The sequence below is a fragment of the Shewanella sp. P1-14-1 genome (assembly GCF_001401775.1).
Lineage (GTDB): Bacteria > Pseudomonadota > Gammaproteobacteria > Enterobacterales > Shewanellaceae > Shewanella > Shewanella japonica.
This window is the reverse complement of record NZ_LKTL01000024.1, coordinates 47454-72136: the sequence shown is the minus strand read 5'-3', so window position 1 is coordinate 72136 and position 24683 is coordinate 47454. Positions and strand designations below refer to the sequence as shown.

General features: G+C 40.4%; 22 protein-coding genes. 13 read left to right on the top strand and 9 right to left on the bottom strand.

Annotated features, from left to right (window positions below):
* Positions 1–57 precede the first annotated feature (57 nt).
* From AN944_RS16770 to AN944_RS16760, 3 genes are read left to right on the top strand one after another with little or no spacing between them, the layout of a single operon-like run.
* On the top strand, positions 58–1251 hold the full coding sequence (locus tag AN944_RS16770) for a glycosyltransferase family 2 protein (protein WP_082420043.1): 1194 nt from the start codon (positions 58–60) through the stop codon (positions 1249–1251).
* Positions 1252–2694, top strand: coding sequence for a glycosyltransferase family 39 protein (locus AN944_RS16765; protein ID WP_055025788.1), 1443 nt, complete (start codon positions 1252–1254; stop codon positions 2692–2694).
* Positions 2694–3155, top strand: a complete 462-nt coding sequence (locus tag AN944_RS16760; RefSeq protein ID WP_055025787.1) for a GtrA family protein — start codon at positions 2694–2696, stop codon at positions 3153–3155. The genes AN944_RS16765 and AN944_RS16760 overlap by 1 nt, the downstream gene beginning before the upstream one ends.
* A 229-nt stretch (positions 3156–3384) precedes the next feature.
* On the opposite strand, the gene AN944_RS16755 is transcribed toward AN944_RS16760, so the two are convergent.
* The 6 genes from AN944_RS16755 to AN944_RS16730 form a co-directional block, all read right to left on the bottom strand.
* A complete protein-coding gene (locus AN944_RS16755) occupies positions 3385–5598 on the bottom strand; it encodes a cation:dicarboxylate symporter family transporter (protein ID WP_055025786.1) in 2214 nt (737 codons plus the stop codon).
* 103 nt (positions 5599–5701) lie between these two features.
* Positions 5702–6859: an N-acetyl-alpha-D-glucosaminyl L-malate synthase BshA gene (gene bshA / locus AN944_RS16750; protein WP_235530971.1), complete on the bottom strand. Its 1158-nt coding sequence runs from the start codon at positions 6857–6859 to the stop codon at positions 5702–5704.
* Positions 6860–7240: 381 nt separating this feature from the next.
* Positions 7241–9409, bottom strand: coding sequence for a cation:dicarboxylate symporter family transporter (locus AN944_RS16745; RefSeq protein ID WP_055025785.1), 2169 nt, complete (start codon positions 9407–9409; stop codon positions 7241–7243).
* 316 nt (positions 9410–9725) lie between these two features.
* Complete coding sequence (locus AN944_RS16740; RefSeq protein ID WP_235530966.1) at positions 9726–10781, bottom strand: dihydroorotate oxidase; 1056 nt, start codon at positions 10779–10781, stop codon at positions 9726–9728.
* Positions 10782–10940: 159 nt separating this feature from the next.
* Positions 10941–11672 carry an oxidative stress defense protein gene (locus AN944_RS16735; RefSeq protein ID WP_082420042.1) on the bottom strand — a complete coding sequence of 244 codons (732 nt, stop codon included), beginning with the start codon at positions 11670–11672 and terminating at the stop codon, positions 10941–10943.
* A 331-nt stretch (positions 11673–12003) separates the two neighbouring features.
* Entirely contained in the window at positions 12004–13659 is a 1656-nt protein-coding gene (locus AN944_RS16730) for an amidohydrolase (RefSeq protein ID WP_055025784.1), read from the bottom strand.
* Between the two features lie 307 nt (positions 13660–13966).
* Between AN944_RS16730 and AN944_RS16725 the strand changes: the two genes are divergently transcribed.
* The 10 genes from AN944_RS16725 (at position 13967) to AN944_RS16680 (ending at position 22551) form a co-directional block, all read left to right on the top strand.
* Positions 13967–14824 (top strand): GGDEF domain-containing protein, encoded by an 858-nt coding sequence (locus tag AN944_RS16725; RefSeq protein ID WP_055025783.1) that lies wholly within the window; start codon positions 13967–13969, stop codon positions 14822–14824.
* Positions 14825–14996: 172 nt separating this feature from the next.
* Complete coding sequence (locus tag AN944_RS16720) at positions 14997–15416, top strand: TetR/AcrR family transcriptional regulator (protein WP_055025782.1); 420 nt, start codon at positions 14997–14999, stop codon at positions 15414–15416.
* A gap of 391 nt (positions 15417–15807) precedes the next feature.
* On the top strand, positions 15808–17526 hold the full coding sequence (locus tag AN944_RS16715) for a pepsin-like aspartyl protease (RefSeq protein ID WP_055025781.1): 1719 nt from the start codon (positions 15808–15810) through the stop codon (positions 17524–17526).
* A gap of 26 nt (positions 17527–17552) precedes the next feature.
* The gene (locus tag AN944_RS16710) at positions 17553–18053 is read left to right on the top strand and encodes a GNAT family N-acetyltransferase (protein WP_055025780.1); all 501 of its coding nucleotides are present in this window, start codon (positions 17553–17555) and stop codon (positions 18051–18053) included.
* A 101-nt stretch (positions 18054–18154) separates the two neighbouring features.
* Positions 18155–18955: an SAM-dependent methyltransferase gene (locus tag AN944_RS16705; RefSeq protein WP_055025779.1), complete on the top strand. Its 801-nt coding sequence runs from the start codon at positions 18155–18157 to the stop codon at positions 18953–18955.
* Between the two features lie 74 nt (positions 18956–19029).
* Positions 19030–19287, top strand: coding sequence for a hypothetical protein (locus tag AN944_RS16700; protein ID WP_055025778.1), 258 nt, complete (start codon positions 19030–19032; stop codon positions 19285–19287).
* A gap of 14 nt (positions 19288–19301) precedes the next feature.
* Positions 19302–21080, top strand: a complete 1779-nt coding sequence (locus AN944_RS16695; RefSeq protein WP_055025777.1) for a GGDEF domain-containing protein — start codon at positions 19302–19304, stop codon at positions 21078–21080.
* Positions 21081–21269: 189 nt separating this feature from the next.
* Positions 21270–21626, top strand: coding sequence for a DNA polymerase III subunit psi (locus AN944_RS16690; protein ID WP_055025776.1), 357 nt, complete (start codon positions 21270–21272; stop codon positions 21624–21626).
* A 70-nt stretch (positions 21627–21696) separates the two neighbouring features.
* Positions 21697–22197 (top strand): ribosomal protein S18-alanine N-acetyltransferase, encoded by a 501-nt coding sequence (gene rimI / locus AN944_RS16685; RefSeq protein ID WP_082420041.1) that lies wholly within the window; start codon positions 21697–21699, stop codon positions 22195–22197.
* Positions 22198–22332: 135 nt separating this feature from the next.
* On the top strand, positions 22333–22551 hold the full coding sequence (locus AN944_RS16680; RefSeq protein ID WP_055025805.1) for a DUF6500 family protein: 219 nt from the start codon (positions 22333–22335) through the stop codon (positions 22549–22551).
* Positions 22552–22678: 127 nt separating this feature from the next.
* Here AN944_RS16680 and lipA read toward each other — a convergent pair whose 3' ends face one another.
* The 3 genes from lipA to ybeD all read right to left on the bottom strand — a co-directional run bounded on the left by lipA (position 22679) and on the right by ybeD (position 24656).
* A complete protein-coding gene (gene lipA, locus AN944_RS16675; protein ID WP_055025775.1) occupies positions 22679–23644 on the bottom strand; it encodes a lipoyl synthase in 966 nt (321 codons plus the stop codon).
* Between the two features lies 1 nt (position 23645).
* Positions 23646–24296 carry a lipoyl(octanoyl) transferase LipB gene (lipB, locus tag AN944_RS16670; RefSeq protein WP_055025774.1) on the bottom strand — a complete coding sequence of 217 codons (651 nt, stop codon included), beginning with the start codon at positions 24294–24296 and terminating at the stop codon, positions 23646–23648.
* 93 nt (positions 24297–24389) lie between these two features.
* Positions 24390–24656 carry a DUF493 family protein YbeD gene (gene ybeD, locus AN944_RS16665; RefSeq protein WP_055025773.1) on the bottom strand — a complete coding sequence of 89 codons (267 nt, stop codon included), beginning with the start codon at positions 24654–24656 and terminating at the stop codon, positions 24390–24392.
* Between the last annotated feature and the right edge of the window lie 27 nt (positions 24657–24683).

Genomic DNA, 24683 nt, shown 5'->3' with positions numbered 1-24683 from the left:
TTCTTACACTCGCTATCATTCAAGATGTTGGCATATTTTGATTCACAGGAATAGTCCATGCGTCATCAATCCTCAGCCAGCCAGCAATCGGAAGTCTGCTTATCGATCATTATCCCAATGTTTAATGAGGCGCAAAGCCTTGATGTGTTGATGCAGCGCCTTGACAGAGTGCTCTCAACCATGCCCGAGCATTGCGAGTTAGTGTTTATTGATGACGGAAGTACCGACAACACTTGGGCGCTATTACAGCAATTACGCATGAGTCATGGTGAGCATCAATGCATTAAACTCAGCAGAAACTTTGGTAAAGAGGCTGCGCTTTCTGCGGGCCTTGCTCAAGCAAGAGGCCTTGCGGTTATTTTGCTTGATGCAGATTTGCAAGACCCACCAGAGCTTATTCCACAGATGTTAGCCACTTGGCGTGAAGGCTATGAAGTGGTGAATATGCGCCGAAAAAAACGGTTGGGCGAAACCTGGTTTAAGCGCTTTTCAGCAGGCTGTTTTTATCGATTAATGAATGTGATGTCAGACTCTCCTGTGCCTGAAAATGTTGGCGATTTTAGGTTGCTAAGTCGTCAGGTGGTTGATCATATTAATGCAATGCCAGAACGTAATCGCTTTATGAAAGGCATTTTAAGCTGGCCAGGCTTTACCCAAACTACGATTGAGTTTGATCGAGATCCTCGCAGTGTAGGGGAAACCAAATGGAATTACGGCAAGCTGATTGGTTTAGCGATGGATGGAATTACCTCGTTTAGTTTTAAACCCCTTCGTTTAGCCACCTGGTTTGGAGTCACCATTGGTTTAAGTTCGTTGATTTATGGTGTGTGGGTGGTATTGAAAACCTTGGTATTTGGTGAAGCTGTCGCGGGATATGCATCAATGATGGTGGTGCAATTATTTTTAGCGGGAATTCAGTTACTGGCGATTGGTTTAATTGGCGAGTATCTGGGACGGGTGTTTATGGAGGTGAAGCAGCGCCCAGTATTTATTGTAGAAGAGGTATATCACCAACAAAGTATTCCTAATACGGTTGTGAGTTTTAAAAAGCCGCTCACGTCAATGACCAAAGCAACGACTCATAGCAAGCAAGCGCTAAAGCGTGCTAAGTCGACATCTATAAACCATGTAAATCAATTCAGTAACTGTGATTTGCAAGCGAGTGTTCTGCAAGGGAGCCATTTGCAACAAGCATTTTTTGTACAACCAACAAGTTACAAGCAAACCTACAATTATGGTGGAAATGTCTAAATGAATGCGCTGCAATTACCTTCACATAAATCTAACTCATTGGGAACGAACCTATTATGGCTTTTAATGGGTGTGTTATTAGTGCGATTAGTATCATTAGCTTTATACCCGTTAATGGATACGACAGAGGCTCGCTATGGTGAAATGGCAAGGCTTATGGCAGAAACAGGAAATTGGCTCACACCTCAATTTGATTATGGTGTTCCATTTTGGGGAAAACCGCCTTTGCAAAATTGGATGAGTGCCAGCTTTATCGAGCTGTTCGCCAATAATGAGTTCTTTTTACGTTTACCGCATTTCATTGTCGGTGTGCTGAGCCTAGCCTTGGTGGTTAAATTTGCGAAACGATTTTCAATCAATGGCTTAACCGTTGCCATCATCTATGCGACCACCACCGTTTTTTATGTGTGCTTAGGCACAGTTATGACGGATATGGGCTTATTACTCGGGTTAACGTTAGCATTTATTGGTTTTTATTTAGCATGGCAAGGTGAGTATTTTTGGGGATACGCAGGCTTCGCTGGATTGGCCATAGGCCTAATGGCCAAGGGCCCTGTTGTGATTGCGATATTTGGCATCGGTGTTTCTTTGTGGATGCTTTGGGCAGTAGGCCCTATCAACATGTGGCGCGAGTTATGGCAAAAAGTCCCCTTGTTATCAGGCCTGACTTTGATGCTGAGCTTAGTGTTACCTTGGTACGTGATGGCCGAGCAGGCTACCCCAGGCTTTATTCAATACTTTATTGTTGGCGAGCATTGGTCAAGGTTTGTTGATAGCGGCTGGAAAGGCGATTTATACGGCACTGCCCATGATGAAGCACGTGGTACGATTTGGATTTATTTTGCCGTAGCGTGTTTACCTTGGTCATTTTTCTTGCCACGTGGCCTCTATCGTTTATATCAAAATAACAGTGGGTCAAATACTGAGGTTAGCCAGCAAAACAAAGGGTTTGATTCTTTCACTAAATTTCTGATGTGCTGGATGATATCGCCTATGGTGTTATTCACTTTAGCGGGAAACATTCTACCTGCTTATGTGTTACCCGCAGCGCCAGCATTAGCATTACTTATTGCTTATGCTTGGAAAGATGATGTGATTAAACGGTTTGTGACGATCGCAACTTCTATTCCCTTATTGCTTATGGTTGTCGTTGGGGTACTTAATACTGGTGTCAGTAAAGAAAAAAGTGATAAGTGGTTGTTAGAACAACGCTTATATGACTTACCAGTGTATTACTGGCTACAGCAACCATTTTCGTCTCGTTATTACAGTGAGGGTAAAGCGGTCGTGGTCAATGATGAAGAACAGCTAATTCGTCTTCAAAATACTCCTTATTATATTGTTGTGACTCAAACACAACTGACAAAATACGATAGTTTTGCCACCTGTAAGTTAGAAGTCGAAAATAAGAAAAAAGTGCTAATGTTGTGTGGTGAAAGCTAATGCCGCGCACACTGATGTTATCCCAACCAGCCCAAGCTATGCCTGTGTTTAATCGGCAAAAACTTAAAACCGTGAGCTGCTTTTTACTGGTAGGTGGTGGGAGTTTTTTAGTCGACTTAATGCTCTTTTTAAGCCTATTACATTTAGCTAAATGGCCTGTTTTATTGGCGAGGTTTGCCGGATTTAGTATTGGATTAGGGCTAACTTGGTGGGGGCATAGGTGTGTGACATTTAGCCACCGCAAGCAGCTACAAACCCGTGCACAAATGAAATGGGTGGTTGCGGTAGCGATAGTCGCAGGAATGGCTAATTTACTGAGTTTTAGTCTCATCAGAACTTGGTTACCAACTTCGATTAGTTTTGAGGTATTTAGTGTTGCATTTGGGGTGCTGATTGGACTGATTGTTAATGGGTTAGGGGCTAATTATCTGACATATCGTTCACAACCCGATGGAGACTAATATGATTTATATTCAATATCGGCTTTATCTGGTTCAAGTGATCTTAAATACCGCGCTCTGGCAGTATTACGTCACTCATCGCTCGTGAGTATTGTTGCTCGTAAATAATGTAGCTCGTAAGTACCGTTGCTCGAGAGTACCGTTACTCGTGAGTATCTTGACTCTTGAATAAAATATAAAGCCTTAACTATTACAGTAAGGCTTTATGTTTAACTCGCTATTTTCCGCACTAGTCGACCCAATGTAATACATCCTTTATGACTGACCATCTTGGCTGCTTAGGCTGGGCGTTTTCTCCTAAAATCCAGTAACTATAGAGTGTGTCTACATAACCGGATGATTGCTGAATTGCCAACCAGCTATTTAAAAAGGTGTGCAATGAGGTATTCCCTTTTGCAACAGCGTAGGATGCTGGGAAAGATTTAATTTCTTCACGGTTATATAGGGTCGTGTATTCAGGGTATAAAATGGTCCAAGTTTGACCTGCTTCAAGGCTAATAAGCAGTCCGTCCCAGGTTTTGCCATCATCTTCAAAAAAGAGTTTGTCAGAGTCGATTGAAGTAAATTCAATGTTATCGAACTTCTCTTTTAGGTAAGGGATAATTGAATATTCTCCCACAGACGCAACTCTGATTTTATCGGCTTGATGTATAAGTTCATCAGTTTTAAATTCATCAGCACGGTAATCTTTAACAACAAAAGAATAGTGAAGATCGAGCACTGGGTTAGTGAAGTCGACTAAACCGATTCGAGTCGTGGTCATTTGTAAGCCTGAGACTGTGATATCAAACAAGCCACTGTTGATTGACTCTAAGGCATTTTCGCTTGAATAAGGGATAAATGCGATTTGTAAATCAAGTTCAGCAGCCAGCTTTTTCATCAATTCGATATCAAACCCGACAAGTTCATGCTCGGCATTAAAAAATGAAAAGGGGACTTGAACAGGATTATATCCGACTCTTAACGTCCCGCTTTGCTTAATTTGTTCCACAGAGCGGGGGCCATTAACAACTAATTCTTTTGACCAATTAAAGGTTGTCACATCTTCAGGTACTTCTGCAGCAGAGCTCATTTGTGCTACCACTTCATCCATATTGTATTCAGTATCAACAATACTATTAAGCAGCCAGCTGGTTCCCAGTAAAGTGATGCCAAAAACAATCGGTGTCAGGGCGCTGCACATTATCAGTTTTTTCATGCTGACTTTTGCGATACCAGCCAGCATCGCTGTACCGCCAATCGCTAAAATAAAGATATTCATTGCAGCGAGTAATGAGGTAAAACGGCTAGTGAATAAACTCGACACCATATACAGCTGGAATAAATCCGAAGACAGCTCTAACGAATCCAATAGCATAGGAATGGTTAAATAGACGCTGCCAAATAAACTGATTAAGCCATTAACAGACATCGGAAAATAACTAATAAAATCGAGCTCTTTGCCTGAAAACCAAGCGGCAAATAACACAAAAACGATGGTTAACAACTTGCCCAAATTAGGAAAGCTAAACACCACAGGAATAATAATATTGGCGTAATCATCGGTTTGCGCATTACCAATCTTGTATTTGTGGAATAGCTCCTTGGTGCGTTGAATAAGCAATGGCAAGATTATAAAAATATTACCGGCTGCAAATGCTGTAATCATGGCATCTTTCGCGATACCAGTAATGTCACGATAGGAGAATGGTGTGATCACCATAATGATGGCGGGTAAAACCCAGTAAGTGAGTAATATTGTCATCACCACATGAGCGATAAAATAAACCTGTAATTTTTGAAACTCATCAAAATCCATCGTGCCAGCTGTCGCCGCTGTCATGGCAAAAATACCAATTGGCATCAGCATGACAATACTTTGTGTGACCTTATTAAAGGAGGCGCCAAGTAACTGCAATGGGCGCATTAATGACTCTTTATCATCAATGGATATCAGCGCAATGCCCGTGGCAACACAAAAAAGTACAATTGCAGGAATATAACTATTAGACAGTGAGAAAAACGGGTTAGAAGGGATATATAAATCCAAAAGGTTGACCGAATTAGGATCTTGTAATGCCGTTAAACTAAAGAATTCACCTGCTTGCCACTCAGGGAAGGTGTACTTGATCAAGTACATACTTAACAGACCGAAAAGCCATATCACTAGCATCAATTTACCGACTTTTACACCTAATGACTTGGCTTGTTCTAAGGTTAAACTGCCTAAACTAGAGATTAACGATACGATAATGTAAGGAATGATGGTCATCTGTAATAACTTGATAAACGCATCGCCGATGACCGACATCCACGCCAGCATTTCACCGAAAAACAATCCTGCAATAATACCGCCTGCAAATGACAGTAATACCCAACTCGACATACTGATTTTTTTATCTTTCTTAACCGGTGCTGATTGATTTTGTTGTTCGGTGTCCGTTTGCGTGCTGGCATTAGCCATATGATTCCCTTTTACTTATTGTTTTTGTCGACTTTCATGGACGTTGCTGACATGAGTTAAGATGCCAGCATTACTGCTATAGCAATAACAAGCGTTAAATCGCTTAACTTGCGACAGCTGAGCGGCTAAATCTAGCTAAGGTCTGGCGGTAACAGTCAACGTATTGTTTGATTTTATTGTCGCAATTAAAGTGCGTTATGGCTCGCTCACGCCCAGCTTGACCGAGTCGTTGCTGTATTGAACTATCCGAGAGAATATGGCTAATTGCAGCTGCCATACTAGTTGAATTTTCAGGGGGAAATGAGTAACCCGTTACGCCTTCATCAACGACTTCGGGAATACCATCAACATTACTGCTAACTGTCGGAACCGCACACGACATGGCTTCTAAAATCACCATGCAGAATGATTCCCTAAAGCTAGGTTGGATAAGGCAGTCAGCATTGGCAATATAACGTTCAACCTTATTAACTGAACCGGTAAAAGTGACACGGTCGAGTATGTTTAATTGCTGGCATTGCTGTTTAATCTTTCCAATATCAGGGCCATCGCCCACTAATACTAACCTTACAGGCTCACTGCAGGTTAGTTGGCTAAAGGCGTCGACGACTGTTGAGGTGTTTTTAAGGGGTCTAAAATTAGAGACATGCATTAAGATTTTTTCGTCATCTTGAGCTAACGTCGCTCTTAACGTTTCATCTTGAAGTGCTGGGGTGAAATCGTCTGCATCAATAAAGTTATGCACTACGTTAATCGGTTGCTGAATATCGAACTCTTGCAGCATGTATTGACGCTGAAATTCAGAAACTGTCGTTAATAAGGCACTTTGATTCATGCTAAATGTATTTAAGCGCTTAATCGCATCGTCTTGGCCAACGATAGTGACATCCGTGCCATGAATTGTAGTGACAATTGGGAAGGGATAACGAGCAATATTACTGGCTAAATGGGCGCAAAGTGAGTGTGGAATAGCATAGTGAGCATGCACAATATCTAACTGGTATTCTTCCGCAACTTCAACAATTTTTGCCGTTAACGAATAGGTGTGTAGCGGGCCTTCAAATAAGGGATAGTTCACTTCATCTACGCAATGAAAGACAACATTCTCTATGTCTTCAGGTAATTTAAACGGGCGCTTGTGTGCAATGATATGCACTTCATGGCCAAATTTTGCCAAGCCTAATCCCAATTGGGTGGCAACCAAGCCTGAACCGCCAATACTGGGGTGACACACAATACCTATACGTAACTTATTCATCATTCTTCACTAGTATCCTTACTAATTGGAGCGCTAAATATCAACGAGGTGTTTAACAAAAATGCTACAGTTATTTTTAGGTTAACTTTACAAGGTTTGCAATATTTTTAATCGTTTTCAATCTATTGATTGTCAACTGATAGAAGGCAATAAATTCACAATTTATGGCAACCAGCATAGCGTTATACTGTAGTCGGTGAATATGACAGTTTTAGGTAGGCTTAATTGCCGTAAACTTAGTGACAAAATGAAGTGAATATAAACATAAAGCCTAACAAGCAGATTTGTTAGGCTTTATGTTTTTGGGATTGAGGCATATTATTCAAACTAAATAATACTCAAACTAAATAGTGTTAAATCACCAGCTTTGAGGTACTAAACGGGTTAATCAACCCAATGCAGTACATCACGAATGATTGACCATCGAGGCTGCGGTGTCGTGGCGCCTTTACCTAGCATCCAGTAATCATAAAACTCCTGTTGGTGACCATCGACTTTGCGAAGCTTTTGCCAGTTATTGATGTAATTCAATAATGATTGATTAGTTTGAGCAACAGCATAAGCAACTGGGTATCGATTTTTACCTTCTAAAATAGCGATACCGTAGCCAGGGAAGAACAATGTCCAAGCCGACCCCGCTTCAGCACTAATGACCACCGCATCATACTTATCGCCTTTCTGTCTAAAGAAGTCTTTGTAGCCATCGATTTTTACAAAGGTTAAGTGCGGTAACACCCGCTTTGCTTCTTTAATTTTGTCATCATGTTCGACGTAAGCAATGGTGGTATTTTCCATTTCTAAAATCGATTGATTCGTTTTAAAGCTATTAACTCTATGGTCTTTGGTGGCAATCGCAACGTTTAGCTCAAGTACAGGATCGCTATAGCTCAAGCTGTCCATTTGCTTAATATCCATTGCGAGTCCCGACATAGCAACATCAAAAAAGCCTGCATCTAGCGAGGCAGATAAGGTCTTTTTACGAAAAGGAATAAACTCTACTTCGACATTTAAATCTTCAGCCAGCTTCGTTGCCATAGCAGAGTCAAAGCCGACTAATTGGCCTGCGTTATTATAATAACTGAATGGCACATTGCTTGGAATGTAACCAACTCGAAGTACGCCACGCTTAATAATGTCTTGTACGCCAGCGATAGGTTGTGAAGGGGTTTTGCCGACTTCAGGAAACTGTCGTTTAACTTTTGTAGGAACCTTATCAGCCACTTGCATATTGGCAATCACGCCGCTGGTAATTTCAGGACTATGAATAAATAAGCCCATGCCGACTCGACATATCAATATCGTCACGACAGTGCTAATCAATAAACCCGCGGACATTTTAATTAATTGAGGGGGACGCAGTTTAAGACTGCCTTGGAATAAGCAAACGGTGAGCAAGGTTAAGGCAAATAGATTCATTACCGCAGCGATTGAGTTAAATTTACCGGTTATAAACCCAGACATCACAAACAGTTGAAATAGATCTGAAGGTAAATGAACCAACTCAAGCATAAACGGAATCGCCACATAAACACTGCCAAATAAAGACAATAAGCCACTGATAGATAATGACGGCATTGCACTCACTTCAACAGGCGTTCCATTAAACCAGCCTGCAAAATAAACAAATAAAATGACGGTCAGTTTGCCAATATTGGGGAAGGTGAAGGCGATTGGTACGAGGATTTCAATTAGAGTTAACCCATCTTCGCTTAGGTTATTATGCTCACGCATGATTTGCTTACATTCTTCAATGATCACAGGGATCACAATAAAGATGTTACCTGTGGCAAATGCAGTGACTAAGCTGGCTTTTGTTATACGCACTGTTTGGGCGTAAGTAATAGGCGTTAATGAGCACACAATCCAAGGTAAAATGACAAACGTGAGCAATAAACACAGTACAAAATAACTGATTAAGTACACCTGCATACTGGCAAATTCATCAACCCCCATCGTGCCTGCTGCTGCCGCTGACATAGCAAAAATACCAATAGGTAAAACTTTGACTAAACCTTGAGTAATACGAGAAAAGGTTTCTGTAATGGTATGCATGAATGACAACACTTGGGTCTTGTTGTCGCCTTCCATACCGATAAGCGCCAGCCCCATTGCAATACTGAACACCACCATTGCTGGTACATAGCCTGCAGCCATTGATTCGAATGGGTTTGAAGGAATATAGAGTTTGAAGTAGTTAATTGGCTCGACAGGTTCAACAATACTGGTACTAAAAAAGGAGGCCGATTCAATAAAGGGAAATGACAGTGGCATTAAAGCAGTAAGCACAATTCCGACGAGCCAAAGCAGCAGCATAATTAAGCCTGCTCGACTAAAAATAAGAATGGCGGTGCTTTTTTGGAGCTTACCTATACCGCCGATAAGTGAGACAACAATGTAAGGTAAGACGGTCATTTGCATTAACAAAATAACGCCATTGCCAATGGTGCTTAACCAGCCAACAGATTCACCAAAGAAAATCCCTACAGCAAAACCCACAAACATAGCGACCAGCATTTGGGTAGAACTGGTCATCGCAAGTAATTTTTTAAACACAATTAATATCCATTTATTCGATTATGCCTGCGGCGATTGAGTGCTATGACTCTGTATGATCTTTCAACCACTTTTGATGAGGTTGCTAAAAGTTTGCTAACCATTAATTGTTAAGTGGTGAAACTGTTAATTTTTATCAATATTAACAGTGTTATTATCGAATAGTCAGGTTTTATGGAATAAATTTATCGTGAACTGTAAGTTAGCAATTGCTAATTAAAAGGTGGGTTGATTGGGGATATGTTAACAAGCAATAGCCAGAACAAAAGCGAACTGGCTATTGCAAAAAATGCACGTTTAAGTCTAATACGACCAACTAAAGCGGTTTTAATTTCCCTTTAGCATCTGCAATGCATTGGTAGTTTTTCGACTTCATAAACTCAGCAAGCTCTGTTTCAATTCGTTCAAAACAGGCCTCGCCTTCTTTTTCAAAACAAGTGGCTATTTGCACCGCATCAGCACCAGCTAATAAGTATTCAAACGCATCAATCCCCGTTTTTATGCCGCCTACGCCAATGATTTGCACATTGTCATCAAGCAGTTCTCGAAAAGCTCTCACATTTGCAAGACCAACAGGTTTGATATAGTCACCGCATAAGCCGCCGAATCCGCCTTTGGGTTTGATTATTGGCTGCTCTGTATAAGGATCAATGATTAAAGTGTTACCGATTGAGTTGATGCAGGTAATAAATTTAACGGGGTATTTTTTAATTACATTTGCGGCGGCGACAAAGTGGGACATATCAAAATAGGGCGCTAACTTAATCCCTATAGGCTTATTTCCTAATGCGGTAATCGCTGCTAATGCCTTATCTGTTTGTTCAAAGTCATAGGCAACTTGTGCTTTACCCGGGATATTAGGGCAAGAAAAGTTCACTTCAATTAAATCAACATCACTTTGCTGAAAAGCCGTCACCATTTCGATGTTATCTTCAACACTAAAACCCGATACGCTTACAATCACAGGTTTTCCTAAGGCTTTCAGTGCTGGGATCATTTCTAGATAAGCTTTGTAGCCTAAGTTTGGTAAACCCATTGACTGAATTGAGCCAAGAGGTAAGTCTTGGTAACGAGGCTCTGGGTTGCCCTCTCTAGGGGCGATGGTACAAGATTTGGTGACCACAGCCGATGAATGAGATTGCGCTATGGTGTGTAATTCTTCCCAAGTGGTGCATTTAGGGCCAGAGGCATTCATCAAATAACTTTCTAGCTTAACGCCTGCAACGTGAGTGGATAAATCGATTTTCATTAATGCGTCCTCTTGACTAAATGAGTATGGATAAACATGACGACCGATTTGAGGAAATAACTGTAGGCTGCATTGTTGCGGTGTAGGGCGCATCTGGCTAGCTGTGAAATTAATCTCCGACAAATTGCGCCATAGTTTATGGAGCAAAACAATGGGGATATTGATTAGAAACAAGAAAACAGCAAAATAATGGTTAAATTGTCAATAGTGTTAAGCTGAGCAGACAAAAAGCGATCATGCTTAAGATGATCGCTGTTTAATATCACAGTGAACTGGCTAGTATTATTTTAAGCGATAAACCACTTCCACACGTTCTTCAACATTAACCTCCCCATATTGATAGCTTTCCATTGTGTCACTTTGCACAGCAGACATTCGCATCATTACAGGTTGTACAGGGTGTTGGGTTAAGTAACGGATCTCCCAAACACCATCTAGCTTACGGTCAAAACCCTGTGCCAAGGATTGGGCTTTTTGTTTAGCATCGTTAATTGCAGCTTGTCTTGCTTGTTCGATTGCTTTGGTTTCATCCGATGATTTAAGGGCAATATTTTGTACACGGTTTATGCCTTCTTCTAGTGCAGAGTCGAGAATGTCGTTGAGCTGGTTAAGCTTCATTACTGTCACTGTTAACTGACGGCTTGCATGATATCCGGTTAACTCTCTAGGCTGCTTTGAAGGATAATGATATTGCGGCTGAATTTGTAAATTAGCGCTTTGTATATCATCGGTGCTTACGCCAGCTTCTTTTAAGCGAGCAATAAATTTAACCACGGCTTCATCAACCGCCGACTTTGCCTCTTTCGCTGTTGTTTTAGTAAGGCTCACTTGCACAGAGATTTCAGCCATGTCTGGCGCTACCTGAACTTGGCTTATGCCGACAGTTTCAAGGTGAGGGAAATCATAATTTGCTGCTATAGCTGATTGACTACCGATACCAAATAATAAGGCTGTACATAATGCTGAGCCAAGAACTTGAGTATTGAATAAAGGTTTTTTAACAGAATAAGTCATGGTGTTCTCCAACAATAAAACAGAAAAATCAATCGGTGTTATTGCTATAAACGAGAACAAATTTGAAAAGGGTTATTTTTTTATTTTTCTTTTATTTTTCTTATTTTTTTCTTATTTTCTGTTACTTATTCTTCCTTGTTTAATGCACTTGTCTAAAGCACTTATTTAATGCACTTATTTAACATGGCGCTAGTTAACATACCTGATGGTTAACCAAACACTGGCTACGAAGATTTTATGGGCTTACTAAAAAAGCCCTTCAATGCTTAAACCAGCTAAAGGGCTCTTCTTAGTATGTGTAAACTTAGTATGTGTAATCTTGATTGATTAATTAATGAACTCGCTTGCCATTGACCCAAGTTTCGTTGACTGTGACTTTCCACATATCTTCATATGGGGTGGTAAAAATATCATTCTCAATCAAAATAAAGTCAGCCTTCATTCCAGGGCGTAGCTCACCAATCATTGATTCTTGATGCGCCGCATAGGCTGCATTAGAAGTAAAACTGGCTAAGGCTTCTGTTAGGTTCATTTTTTCCTTTCGATACCATCCATTAAACGGCTGGTTTTGATGATCTTGTCTGGTGACCGATGCATGTAAACCATAAAATGGATTTGGTGACTCAATAGGAAAGTCAGAACCTGCTGCAATAATCGCACCCGAAGTCATCAACTTTCGCCAAGCATAAGCACCTTGAATACGGGTGTTACCAATTCTATCGACAGCCATGTTTTTGTCGCTGGTGGCGTGGGTCGCTTGCATCGATGCAATCACATTAAGTTCTGCAAATCGAGGAATATCACTTAGCTGCAGTACCTGCGCATGCTCAATGCGGTGACGTAAATGACGTGACTGAGTTGTTGCTATGAGGCGCTGGTATTCATTTAATACAATGTGATTAGCAAGATCGCCAATGGCATGAGTATTGACCTGAAACCCAGATTTCATTGCAATTTCGATAGTATCGATTAAGGCGTCATTAGAATACAGCAGTAACCCTTTATGACCTTTTAAGTCGCTGTAATCTTCAATTAACGCTGCACCTCGGCTACCTAATGCGCCATCGGCTGAAATTTTAACACTATTGATTTGCAGCTTATCTGAACCTGCAGCGATGGGGCCAGCCGTCATTAACTGAGCAAAATTCGGATCTTCGGCATCAATCATCGCATTCACGCGGATAGGTAACTTATTAAAGTTTTCTAGTGTTTGGTATGCCTTGATTGTGTCGGAGCCAACGCCTGCATCATGCACGCTAGTTAACCCCATTGCAGCTAACGCATTTAGTGCTGTCAGCAATACTGTTTGTTGCTCATCACCCGACAAGCTTGGAATATTGTTGGTGATTAAGCTCATGGCATTATCAACAAACACCCCTGTAGGGCGGCCGTCACTGTGGCGTAAAATCTCTCCCCCTTCAGGGCTTATTGTCTTGGCATCTATTCCAGCAATTTGCATGGCTGCCGAGTTGGCCCATCCAGCATGTCCATCGACTCGTACAAGCCATACTGGTGTGTCAGGAAAGGCTTTATCTAACGATGCTGCTGTAGGGAAGGTGTTACTTGGCCATAAGACTTGATTCCAGCCTCTGCCTTGAATCCACTGCATATTGCTGTGTTGTTGACGAAATGCTTTGACCATATTCACCGCATCATTTTCTGATTGGCTAGTACGAAGTTGGGCACGCATTAAACTTAATCCATAGCTCAATACATGCCCATGCGCATCAATTAAACCAGGTAGTAGTGTTTGGCCTTTACCGTCTATTCGAACAATATTAGCTTGGGTGCTGTAAGGTAAAATGTCATGTTCGGTATACACTTCTTCAATGGTGTCGCCGTTAAATTGTAGCGCTTTAAATTGAACAAGTTGTCCATCTTTAATGGTATAGCCGTGGATATTACTTATTAACTGACTTTGTGCAAACAGCGAAAAGCTGCAAAAGCACAAACAAGTAATAACAATCTTTTTGCTGATATTAATCATGTTATTAATCGATCCGTGTTCTTATTATTTATTGTTTGATACTCAAAATGGGTAGTAGGTAAATCAACATCTTCCTGATTGATGTTGACATAATGTTAACTGCTTTTTAGGTGAAACACGAATTGGCTGATTTAAAGGCGAAAAAGTCGCTGACAGCCGCAAGTTAATGGATAACTGCTACACTAAATATGGAGGATTAATGGCACCTTTTTTCGATTTTTCCACTTTACTGTCTGGCACTTAGCTTTGTATTCAGTCAAAACGGCTAAGCATAAAACAAACAGCACTGATACCCACAGGAGTCCACATGGATTTTTTTGCACTTACAATGGTATTACTTGGGCTTGTTGGTCTAGCACTGTCTTTACGACCCGCTTACGACATCTGTGCTTACTCGCAATTTAGTAGTAAAGGTTGGTTGGCTTTACTGATGATGATTGTGCTATTTGTGATTGGTTATTTCAGTTATTTATCTTTATTGCTGCAGCATCAAGACCGCGTTAATTTTATTGAAGTGATTGTGGCAGGTATTTTTTTAGCTGGTGGATGGTTTGTGTTTTTAGTGACCAACTTAAGCAAGCAGACTATTGAGAATTTGGATGACATTTTGCAGCAAAAAGCCCATCAAGCGAGCCATGATATATTAACTGGGCTCCCTAATCGGCAGCAGTTTTATCAGCAACTCGATAGTGCCATTGCACGAAAGCCAGACTCGTTTTATTGCATGATGTTAGATATTGATAACTTCAAAATGATCAATAACACGTTTGGCCATGTCGAAGGTGATAAAGTGCTACAAGTGGTGGCAGACAGGATAAACCAAACCGTCCCTAGTGATGGCGTTATAGCCCGCATTGGTGGCGACCAATTTGCCCTTATCGTACCTGATGTTGAAGCACGAAATATCACTGTCGTTGCTAAAGAAATAGAGCAAGCACTATTGGTCGATATTCCTTGTTCAGGTCATATGATAGTGGTTGGCGTCAGTATCGGTATTTCAAAATACCCTGACAATGCTCAAGATAGAAAAACGCTCATGAAAACCGCAGATAATGCGATGTATCATGCTAAAGAGCATGACATTGCCCATCATTATTATCAGGCCGATATACAATCCTCTCAATATACGAGTTTTGCCGCAGATCCCCATGGCCGTCGCTTTTAGTTTTTGTTATGTATGTGACAAAAAGAGCTAATCGTATATCATGCCGTAACCTATTTAAATTACCGCTTTTATTGCCTTCACATTGTATTTTTTAGTGACTGCGTACATTTGCTATACAAGTGTTAACTCAGCTGTTATACAATGTGGCTAAAATTAATGATATGGGGGTATCATGACAACAGAACAACGTTTATTAAATGCAGCAAAAGACCTCATTCAAGAACATGGGTTAATCAATTTTTCTATGTCTGATGTACCTAGAGCATGTGGGTTATCTCGCGCATGTTGTTATCAAAATTTTAGAGATAAAAATGAAATCCTTGCAGCGCTTTGTATCGAAGAAGTTCAAGCCAATATTAAAGCGATTCAAGAGCAACGATTTTCTGATTTAATTGGCACATTTAGTATGGTGCTTCGCCCGCTTATTTTTAATCATTTAAAAGACAAAGATCGCTTAGCATTAGATCACGTTTTTGCAGAGCTGCTCGCGCTTATCCATGGGCTCCCAGAAAAAAATGAATTCCTCTTTTTAAAGCGTGGTTTCGAGTTCATTGAATTAGAAAGAACTCAAATTAAAGCCAATATCGCTTAACCTTTCATTTTATCTATTGATTCATAACGTTAATGTTGTAAAGAACCTTTAGGTTTTTACAACATTAACTGTTTGCCTATTTTCTACTCCCACTCCAACTCCCACTTTAGCCAAGCGTTAAACATCAGCCCTATATAGCCTTAGACTCGCTTTTCTCATCGGTTAAGGTGTCATTATGTTCATATTTGATGACAACTCTTAATGAGCTAAGTGTATTAAAAATAACCTAATAACCATCTAATGAGTGACAAAGGTCATCATGTTAATTTAAAGTAACGGTTCAAGGAGTCAGAAAGGCTCTTTTTAGATAATCTCTGTAAATTACCGAAAATCAGTAAAATACAAGCGATAGCATATTGAATAGTATCAATAGCAAGGAAGCAACACCTGCATGAGCAAGCAAGATCACAGCGATACTGAAACTTTAGATGAAGCAACAGTTGCACTAGAACAAGCAATAAACCAGCAAGCAGCGCAACAAGCCTCTGATGATGATCACCATCAACACCTACTAGGCCATTGCCATCATCATAATCAAATGCAGCAACATTTAGATGATCAAGCTAATCCTGAAAATGTTGATGATTATTGCTCTGAAAAACCATCTACAGCCAAGTTCACTGCCCAATCAATACAGCCTAGAACCGTAAAATTACCCCTAGTCAATGTGTATGCCAAAGGTGGTTACTGCGTACAAATGCGCCTTGGCAGTGAAGGTAGCTTGGCTAATTTAATTGTTGATACAGGTAGCAGTACGCTTGTAGTAAAAAAGCAGGTGTATCAGCCCCATGAAGACCAATATCTACAATCTAGTCCTTTTGCCCAACAGGTCATATATGGCGCGGGTGGCTGGGATGGCCCATTAGTGCATACCAAGGTGAGTGTGAGTGAAGATGGTCTCAAGCACGACCCATTAGCTCAAGATTCTTTGGATGAAAATACCTCAACCCACGTCCCACATTTAAACTTAGCGCATCAGCCTTTATCACTTAACGATTGTCCTGTCGCGATTGTACCTTCATTACAGCAACAAAAAACGTTCGCCGATGCAGACGGTATTTTAGGGCTGGCGTATTATGGGCTTAATAAAAGCTATGATTTAACAGCCTACATCGAAAAACATAAAATTAAACCCGCCTCGACCTTTCCATGGCCTTTTTCAGAGCCAAATTCTGTGTGCCCAGCCCATTGCGAGCATGATGAAAAGAGCTGTGATGAAGCAGACGAGTCAGAGCGTTTTAGTGGCGAGGATTTAAAGCGTTTCAGAAAATTCTTGAAAAAACAGCCACAGCAGACAGTCGTACCTTATTTTACTCGCCTTAACAAAAATGGCTTAACGCACAATAAATTTGGCTTTTATTCAAAACGCTCGAGCATCCATATTGCTAAACAAGAGTATACCCAAGAGCAAATTGCAGCTGACCCACTTAACAAAGGTTGGTTAATATTGGGTGGGGGCAAAGAGCATACCGAGCTGTATCAGGGAAAGTTCAAAACCATCGATGTGATTCATAATCGTTATTACAACGTCAAACTGTATTCAATGCGAGTGGGTGAACAAGCAGAAGTAGAGGCTCCAGCATTACAAAGTCAGTATGTCGCATCCCATAAAAGTAACGCCATTATTGATACTGGTGTTTCAGGGATTTTACTGACAGACTTGTTATACAAAGCCATGATGACTGGATTTAACAATGTTTCTAGTGACTTTGTAACGTTAGTCGAGCCATTCAAAGATATCAGTTTTCAAGAGAAAGGCATTGATATGGCCGAGCTATTTAAAGGCCGATATATGACAGGCCATCATCCTGATGATTTAAGCCACTGGCCGACACTGCATTTTACATTTGACGGTGAAATCACCAACGAATGCCCTGATTCAGAAAATGAAGTTATCGATAAAGCGATTACTATCAGTTGTAAACCAGAACATTATTGGCAACTCAACTCGCCAAGCCCAGGTAAAGCGTGTTTTAAAATATTGAGCCAGCTACCAAGGTGGCCAAATCAATGCTTATTGGGAACGCCATTATTGAATGATTATTATGTGATTTTTGACCGTTCAGCCCATGAAACGGGAGTGATTCGATTTGCAGAGCAAAGGGATTAGTATGGAAGTGAAAGGGCGACATTCACATGCATGAATTTGAAACTGAAAGATTAACAATGCGCTTACTCGAAGTAAGTGATGAATCGTTATATATCAGTTTGTACACTGATTTTAAGACGATGCGTTGTATTTCTTCTCCTTTTCAAATACAAAAGGCTTGCTCAACATTTAAAACGGCAATAAATTTAAATAATGCCGAGCAAAATACCCAATTAATTTGGTGTATTAGAGAAAAACCTGCTGATAAAGCTTTGGGTATCCAAAGTTTAACCATAAAAGGTGATGTCGCCGAAGTAGGGATCATTTTGTCTAGAGCTGCTCATGGTCGCGGAGTGCCTGAAGAAAGCGTGAAGGGATTGATAGAGTATGGATTTAAGGTGTTAAATCTATCTGTAATCGAAGCAAATAGTCATTATCAAAATTATGCTACTTTGCGAATCATACGAAAGTTGGGCTTTAAAGAAAGTCATTATAGCGACTCTTTTACTCGTCATTTCAGAATTAATCGAAATGGATACAAATTCTAACACTCCTCCTTCGAATCAATGCTTTTACAATTCCAAAACAGATTGATAACTGTTATCGTACGGTCAATTGTGAAAAAATTACAATAATTCAAAGAGAAGACATGACAGGAAGTTTAGCCTGCGTAGGCATTGGCATGACGCTAGGGGCGCACATTTGCCCTTTAAGTAAAAGTTATATTGAACAAGCAGACGTCGTATTTTCAGGTGTGTCGCACGGGATTACTGAAATATGGTTACAGGAAATGCACCCTGATGTGCGTAGCCTACAGAAATACTACCAAGAAGGTAAGAATCGCCAAATTACTTACAATGAAATGGTTGATGCGATGATGACTGAAGTGAGGGCGGGTAAACGAGTAGTTGGCGCTTTTTATGGCCACCCAGGGGTATTTGCCCAAGCGCCGCATAAGTCAATTGCAATGGCAAAAGCTGAAGGCTTTCCAGCACGGATGGTGCCAGGAATTTCAGCTGAAGATTGTTTAATCGCTGACTTAGGTATCGATCCTGGACGCTTTGGTTGCCAACAGTTTGAAGCCAGTCAGTTTATGTTTTATAAACGCCAGTATGATCCCTCTTGTTATCTTATTTTGTGGCAAATAGGTCTCGCGGGTGATAAGTCATTAGCAAAATTCTCAACAGGTGCTGCTCATAGACAAGTTTTGGTAGAACTATTGACTGAAAAGTATTCATTAGATCATCAAGTGATTTTATATGAAGCAGCAGTATTACCGATTGATTCAGTGCGAGAAGAGTGGATTTCTATTTCTGATTTAATTGATGCAGATATTCATATGCATACAACGTTAGTCATTCCACCAAGTCAAAAAATGAAGCCTAATAAAAAGGTTTTAGCTCGTTTGGCTGAAATTGAAAAAAATTTGTCAGCAGTTACGAAACAGTAAATAGTTTAAGTACATATTTTTTCAACATGATAATAAAAGCGCTTTTAAAGCGTAATATAATATAAGGAGATACGATGTCTAGTGTAATCAAACTTTTAGAACGTTTAGGGAAAGATGCAATTTTGTCTGAATCTGCAACAAGCTTTGAAAAAGCAATTTCTGAGTCAGGTTTAACTCCAGAACTTATAACAGCATTGAATAATAAGGATGTTAAGTCATTAGTTAATCAGCTTGATGTATGCCCTGAAATTGTTTGCGCATTACTGCCAGCAGATGAAGATGAAGATGAATCAGAACAAGAAGAAAGTAAAATTACTTCTTTGGCTCAATAAATTTATTGAAAGTAATGATTAAATTTATCAGCATCGCAGTATTTGCATTTCTCTTCATTGGCTCGGCTTGGGCTAATGAAGTAGTGACTAATGCTAGTTTATCCACAGAAGAAATGTTACGCGAAGCTGATAGTTTAAGAACAAAAAAACCTAAAAGGTTTAATACCTTAATTAATGCTTTAAAGGCTAGAGAAGTTGAACTTAACTTAGCACAAAAAGATTACTTCAATTACTTGAAAGGGTACCAGTTAGCATTTAATGGTGAGTACAAAAAGGCTGAGTCAATTTGGGTGGAGCTAAGTGAGTCAAACTCTTCGCTTGAGTTAAGGTTTAGGGCAAATTTATCTTTGATAAATATTTTTGCTTACACCAAAAGGTGGAATGAAGGATTGAAATACTTAGAACAAAATATCTCAAATCTTCATTTGATTAAAGACCAAACTATAAGCAATTTAGGAATATCGGCAGCTTCGATATTTTATAATCAAATAGGTCAGTATGATCTTGGGTTAAGTTATGCGCAAAAATTAGACTCTTTATCTTTACACGGAAGGGATTTATGTGTTGCAAAACATCAAATTGTTGAATCGAAGTATCACCTTGGTCAATTAGATGTAGATTCTGAAGATATTAAATTAGCTATCGAATCTTGTTTTATTAGTGATGAAATCGTATGGCTAAATTTAATAAATATATTTATAGCTAAACAACTCGTTGATGAACAGAAATTTAGGGAGGTAATTGATTTACTGGAATCAAATATTTCAGATATCAAAAGGCTAAAGTATGTGCCCAGTTTATTTCAGTTTTACGCTTTATTGTCTCAATCTTATTATGGAACAGGTCAATTCACTGAAGCTCAAAATTTTGCTAATAAGACTATCGAACTTAGTGTTGGTATGGAGAACACAGAATCGGAGATAGTTGCTTTCGAAGTTTTGTATAAAGTAGCAGTTAAAGAAAATAACTTTGAAGAAGCATTAAAATACTACATTAAGTTTGCTGAGGCAGACAAAGCTTTTTTCGATGACCTAAAAACCAAATATCTTGCCTTCCAGTTAGCACAACACAAAGCGGTTGAGCAAAAAGTCCAAATTGAATTGCTTAACAAACAGAACAAGCTATTACAAGCTAGCCAGCGCCTTGCTGAAAGTGAAACTGAAAATAATCGCTTGTTTATGGCCTTATTGATCATGGTCATAAGCTTATTAAGTTTAGCCTCGATTCGTGCCAAACAAACCCAGAAACGTTTAAAGCGTTTAGCGCAATATGATTCGCTGACTCAGATATTCAACCGTGGTCATTTTACCTCTGCTGCGCAAGAGGCGATTACGGCCTGTCAAAAGAATCAAGATACAATCAGCTGTATTCTATTTGATTTAGATAACTTTAAAGGTATTAACGATAAACATGGTCATGGTTGCGGTGACTGGGTGCTTAAACATGTTGCTAGTACTTGTGATGACTTAAAGCGTAAGCAAGATATATTTGCGCGCATAGGCGGCGAAGAGTTCTGTGTTGTTTTATCGAACTGTAATGCTGAAATGGCGATGAATATTGCTGAAGATTACCGTAAAGCGATAGCAGCATTAGACAGCTCGCCAAGCGGGTATGAGTTCCCAATTAGTGCAAGTTTTGGCGTTACAGATAGCCAGCAGTCTGATTACAGCCTAGAGGCGTTAACCAGCAATGCTGATAGTGCCATGTACCTTGCCAAGCATACTGGCCGTAACCGAGTTTGTAATTATGCCGATGTTGAGTCCGCAAAAGATGCTGACGGTGTGATGATATAAGGGGTTTTCATTATAAGTTGGCAGAAATTTAAAACTAATCATTGTTTATAGATAAAGCGATTGTGCTGAAAAGCATTAATCGCTTTATTTTTGGTTAACAAATTGATTAATGAACTGCTATTCTAGTCACTTATCAAGTTGTTTCGTTACCTCAACCTTTATGTCGCCTTTCGCTTAGGGAGTATTCTTTTGGAAAAATCAGCTTATTTAGATGCAATGGGGGTAACTCGTTGGCGCAGTGCTGATGCGAAAGGAAAACCATATTTAATCATTTATGACAGCGAGGCTGATAATAATGGGGCTGATATTAGCCTGCACCCATTAGTTACAGAGGTGCTATCTTTATTGAATATCGCACTTGCTGATTGTGATTTTGATACCGAAATGGTCAAGGGAATGCAGGTTGTCTGGGATATGCGTAAGTTAAAAGTGCGTCCCCGAGTGGCTTGGTTAGTGTCGTCCCCTTTAGATGAACTGCAGCAAGGTCATCAAGCCAAACGTGAACTGTGGCAGCAGATTTACCAACATTTATCAAAAGCAGCTTAGGTTTTAGCGGTTTTTAATACCTAAACTAAGTCATTCAATTCTCATCATTACCATATGAATCCAACATCTTATGTCTGATAACTCATCGCTACCTGAACATCAAAAAATACCTGCTTCTTTAACGATAACAATCCGTCTACTGGACGTTGAGAACGCTCCTGAGATGTTTAATATTGAACAGCAGGCTCACAGTCACCCTTGGAGCCTTGCAAACTTAGCAGACTGTTTTGGGCGTTTATATCGCGTTTATGGCGCTTATGATGGGCAGATATTAGTTGGGTTTGCCATAGTGCAGCAAATAGTTGATGAACTAACCTTGCTGGATATTTGTATTGTGCCAAATTATCAAGGATTAGGGTTAGGTAAGCAATTACTTGAGCATCTTATGATTGATGCTAGGCAGTATGACGCGGTAGTTGTGATGCTAGAAGTTCGGCAATCAAATCAAGCTGCGATCGGCTTGTATCATAAATTAGGATTCAGTGAGTCTGGTAGGCGTAAGGGCTATTATCCGTGTGATACTGGCCGAGAAGATGCCATATTAATGGATTACTCGATTGAAGCTGCCTGATATGACCTATCATGTTAGGTTGATTTAACTAAGCATTATTGACGTCATTATATAAGAGTAAGAAGTCGCTAGGCTTTTTGAAACACGCAACGGCGATGGCTGTAAGCATTAACTGAGTATGAGAATTAAGTGGATATGAGAGCATCACTAAGAGCCAAAATCATTGAAGTGTGTGATAAAAAAATTGCGGTGAAAGGGGATAATGTTGGCGTGTCATTTTATGCGTTTTTTGCTAATAAAAATGATGACCCTGAGTTGTTGATGGAAGCCGCAACTTGGTGGATTCAAACACATAAGCTCGACCATTTTGTTAAAGCCAAGATAATCAAAAACATGGTTCAACTAGGGCGGTAAAATCAGCTAATGCAAATGAGCTGCCGTTTGCGGGTAAGCTTGCCATTTGCCAGTTAGGTTAACTTATGGCTCATAAAAAACGGCGCGATGCGCCGTTTTTTTGTTTAAATCGACCAGCTTTAACTACTTACTTCACTTCTTTACCTTGAGCTTGTAAGTCTGCATGGTAGCTTGAGCGTACTAACGGACCACAGGCTGCATGGGTAAAGCCAAGTTCATCAGCGAGTGCTTTTAATTCGTCAAATTCAGCTGGCGGTACATAACGTTCAACAGGTAAATGGAACTTAGAAGGCTGTAAATATTGACCTAAAGTTAGCATTTCAACGTCATGAGCACGTAAGTCGCGCAGCACTTGAGCGATTTCTTCGTTAGTTTCACCGAGTCCCATCATTAAACCCGATTTAGTCGGTACATTAGGGTGGCGCTCTTTAAAACGTTTCAATAAATCGAGTGACCATTGATAGTTAGCACCAGGACGCGCTTTACGGTAATGCTTAGGCGCTGTTTCTAAGTTGTGGTTAAACACATCAGGTGGCTCAGTGGCAATGATGTCTAGTGCTGCATCAATACGACCACGGAAATCAGGCACTAAAATCTCAATTTTGATATGCGGATTTAAAATACGGATTTCACGGATACAATCAGCAAAGTGCTGTGCGCCGCCATCACGTAAATCATCACGGTCAACAGAGGTAATAACCACATACTTAAGCTTCATATCCTTGATGGTTTGCGCTAACTTTTTAGGCTCTTCAGCATCAGGTTTTAGCGGACGCCCATGGGCAACGTCACAGAAAGGGCAGCGACGAGTACAAATGGCACCTAAGATCATGAATGTAGCTGTACCATGGTTAAAACATTCAGCAAGGTTTGGGCATGATGCCTCTTCACAGACTGAATGTAAGCCATTTTTACGCAGTGCTGATTTAATTTCAGTAATACGTTGGTTCGATGCTGGTAGCTTCACGCGTAACCAATTAGGTTTGCGCAACATGGTTTCTTTTTCAGAAGGAACCACTTTTACTGGAATACGTGCGACTTTTTCGGCATCACGCAGTTTTACACCAGGTTGTAATCTTTCAGGCCTATTCATATTATTCTGCTAATCCTTGATGATGTACAAGTTCTTGGTAGCCCAATACTTTGCTTAATGTTTGAATCAGTTTTTCGCCAGCTTCAGTTACGGTTTGAGGGCCGCCTAATGCTTTGCATTGCACCATTTCAAGCCCTGCATAACCACACGGGTTGATGCGTTGAAACGGCGCTAAATCCATATCGACATTGAGGGCAAGGCCATGAAAAGAGCAGCCTTTACGAATTCTAAGCCCTAAAGAAGCCACTTTGCGTTCGTCAACGTAAACACCTGGAGCATCAGCTTTAGCGTATGCATTGACATCATAGATAGCCAACATATCGACAATACTTTGTTCGATGTTATTGACCAGTTGCCGTACACCTAGTTTACTGCGCTTGATGTCGATAAGAGGGTATACAACCAGTTGACCTGGACCGTGATAAGTCACTTGACCGCCGCGGTCGACTTGTATGACGGGAATGTCACCAGGGTTGAGGATGTGCTCGCTTTTGCCTGCTTGGCCTTGGGTGAATACGGGCGAGTGTTCAACAATCCATAATTCGTCATTGCTGTCGCTATCACGATTATCGGTATAGGCTTGCATTGCATGCCACACTGATTCGTAATCTTGGCGTCCAAGATGTCTGATATGTAACGCTTGAGTTTGCAAGGGCAACCTCTCCCCTCAAAAAAGATGGCTTATTATACGCACCTAACACTAAAAAGACATTAAAGTGTTAGGTTGATCACGTTTTAAACGCAATTAAAGTACGCGGTTAACGCCTTCAATTGCTGCAAGATCTGTATAAACTTTTTCGATGTGCTCTTTGCTCGTTACAGTAATACGAATAGAAATAGCGTAGTACGTACCTTTGCTTGACGATTTTACTGTTGGGGCGTAATCGCCTGGAGCAAGCTGTTGTGCAACGGCAACAACACGATCGGCTAGCGTATCATCTGCTGCGCCAATGACTTTGAATGGGCAAGAATTCGGGAATTCCATTAATTCGCCAAAGTTTGTATCTATCATGTGTGTGCTCTCTGCGGTTGTGTTTTG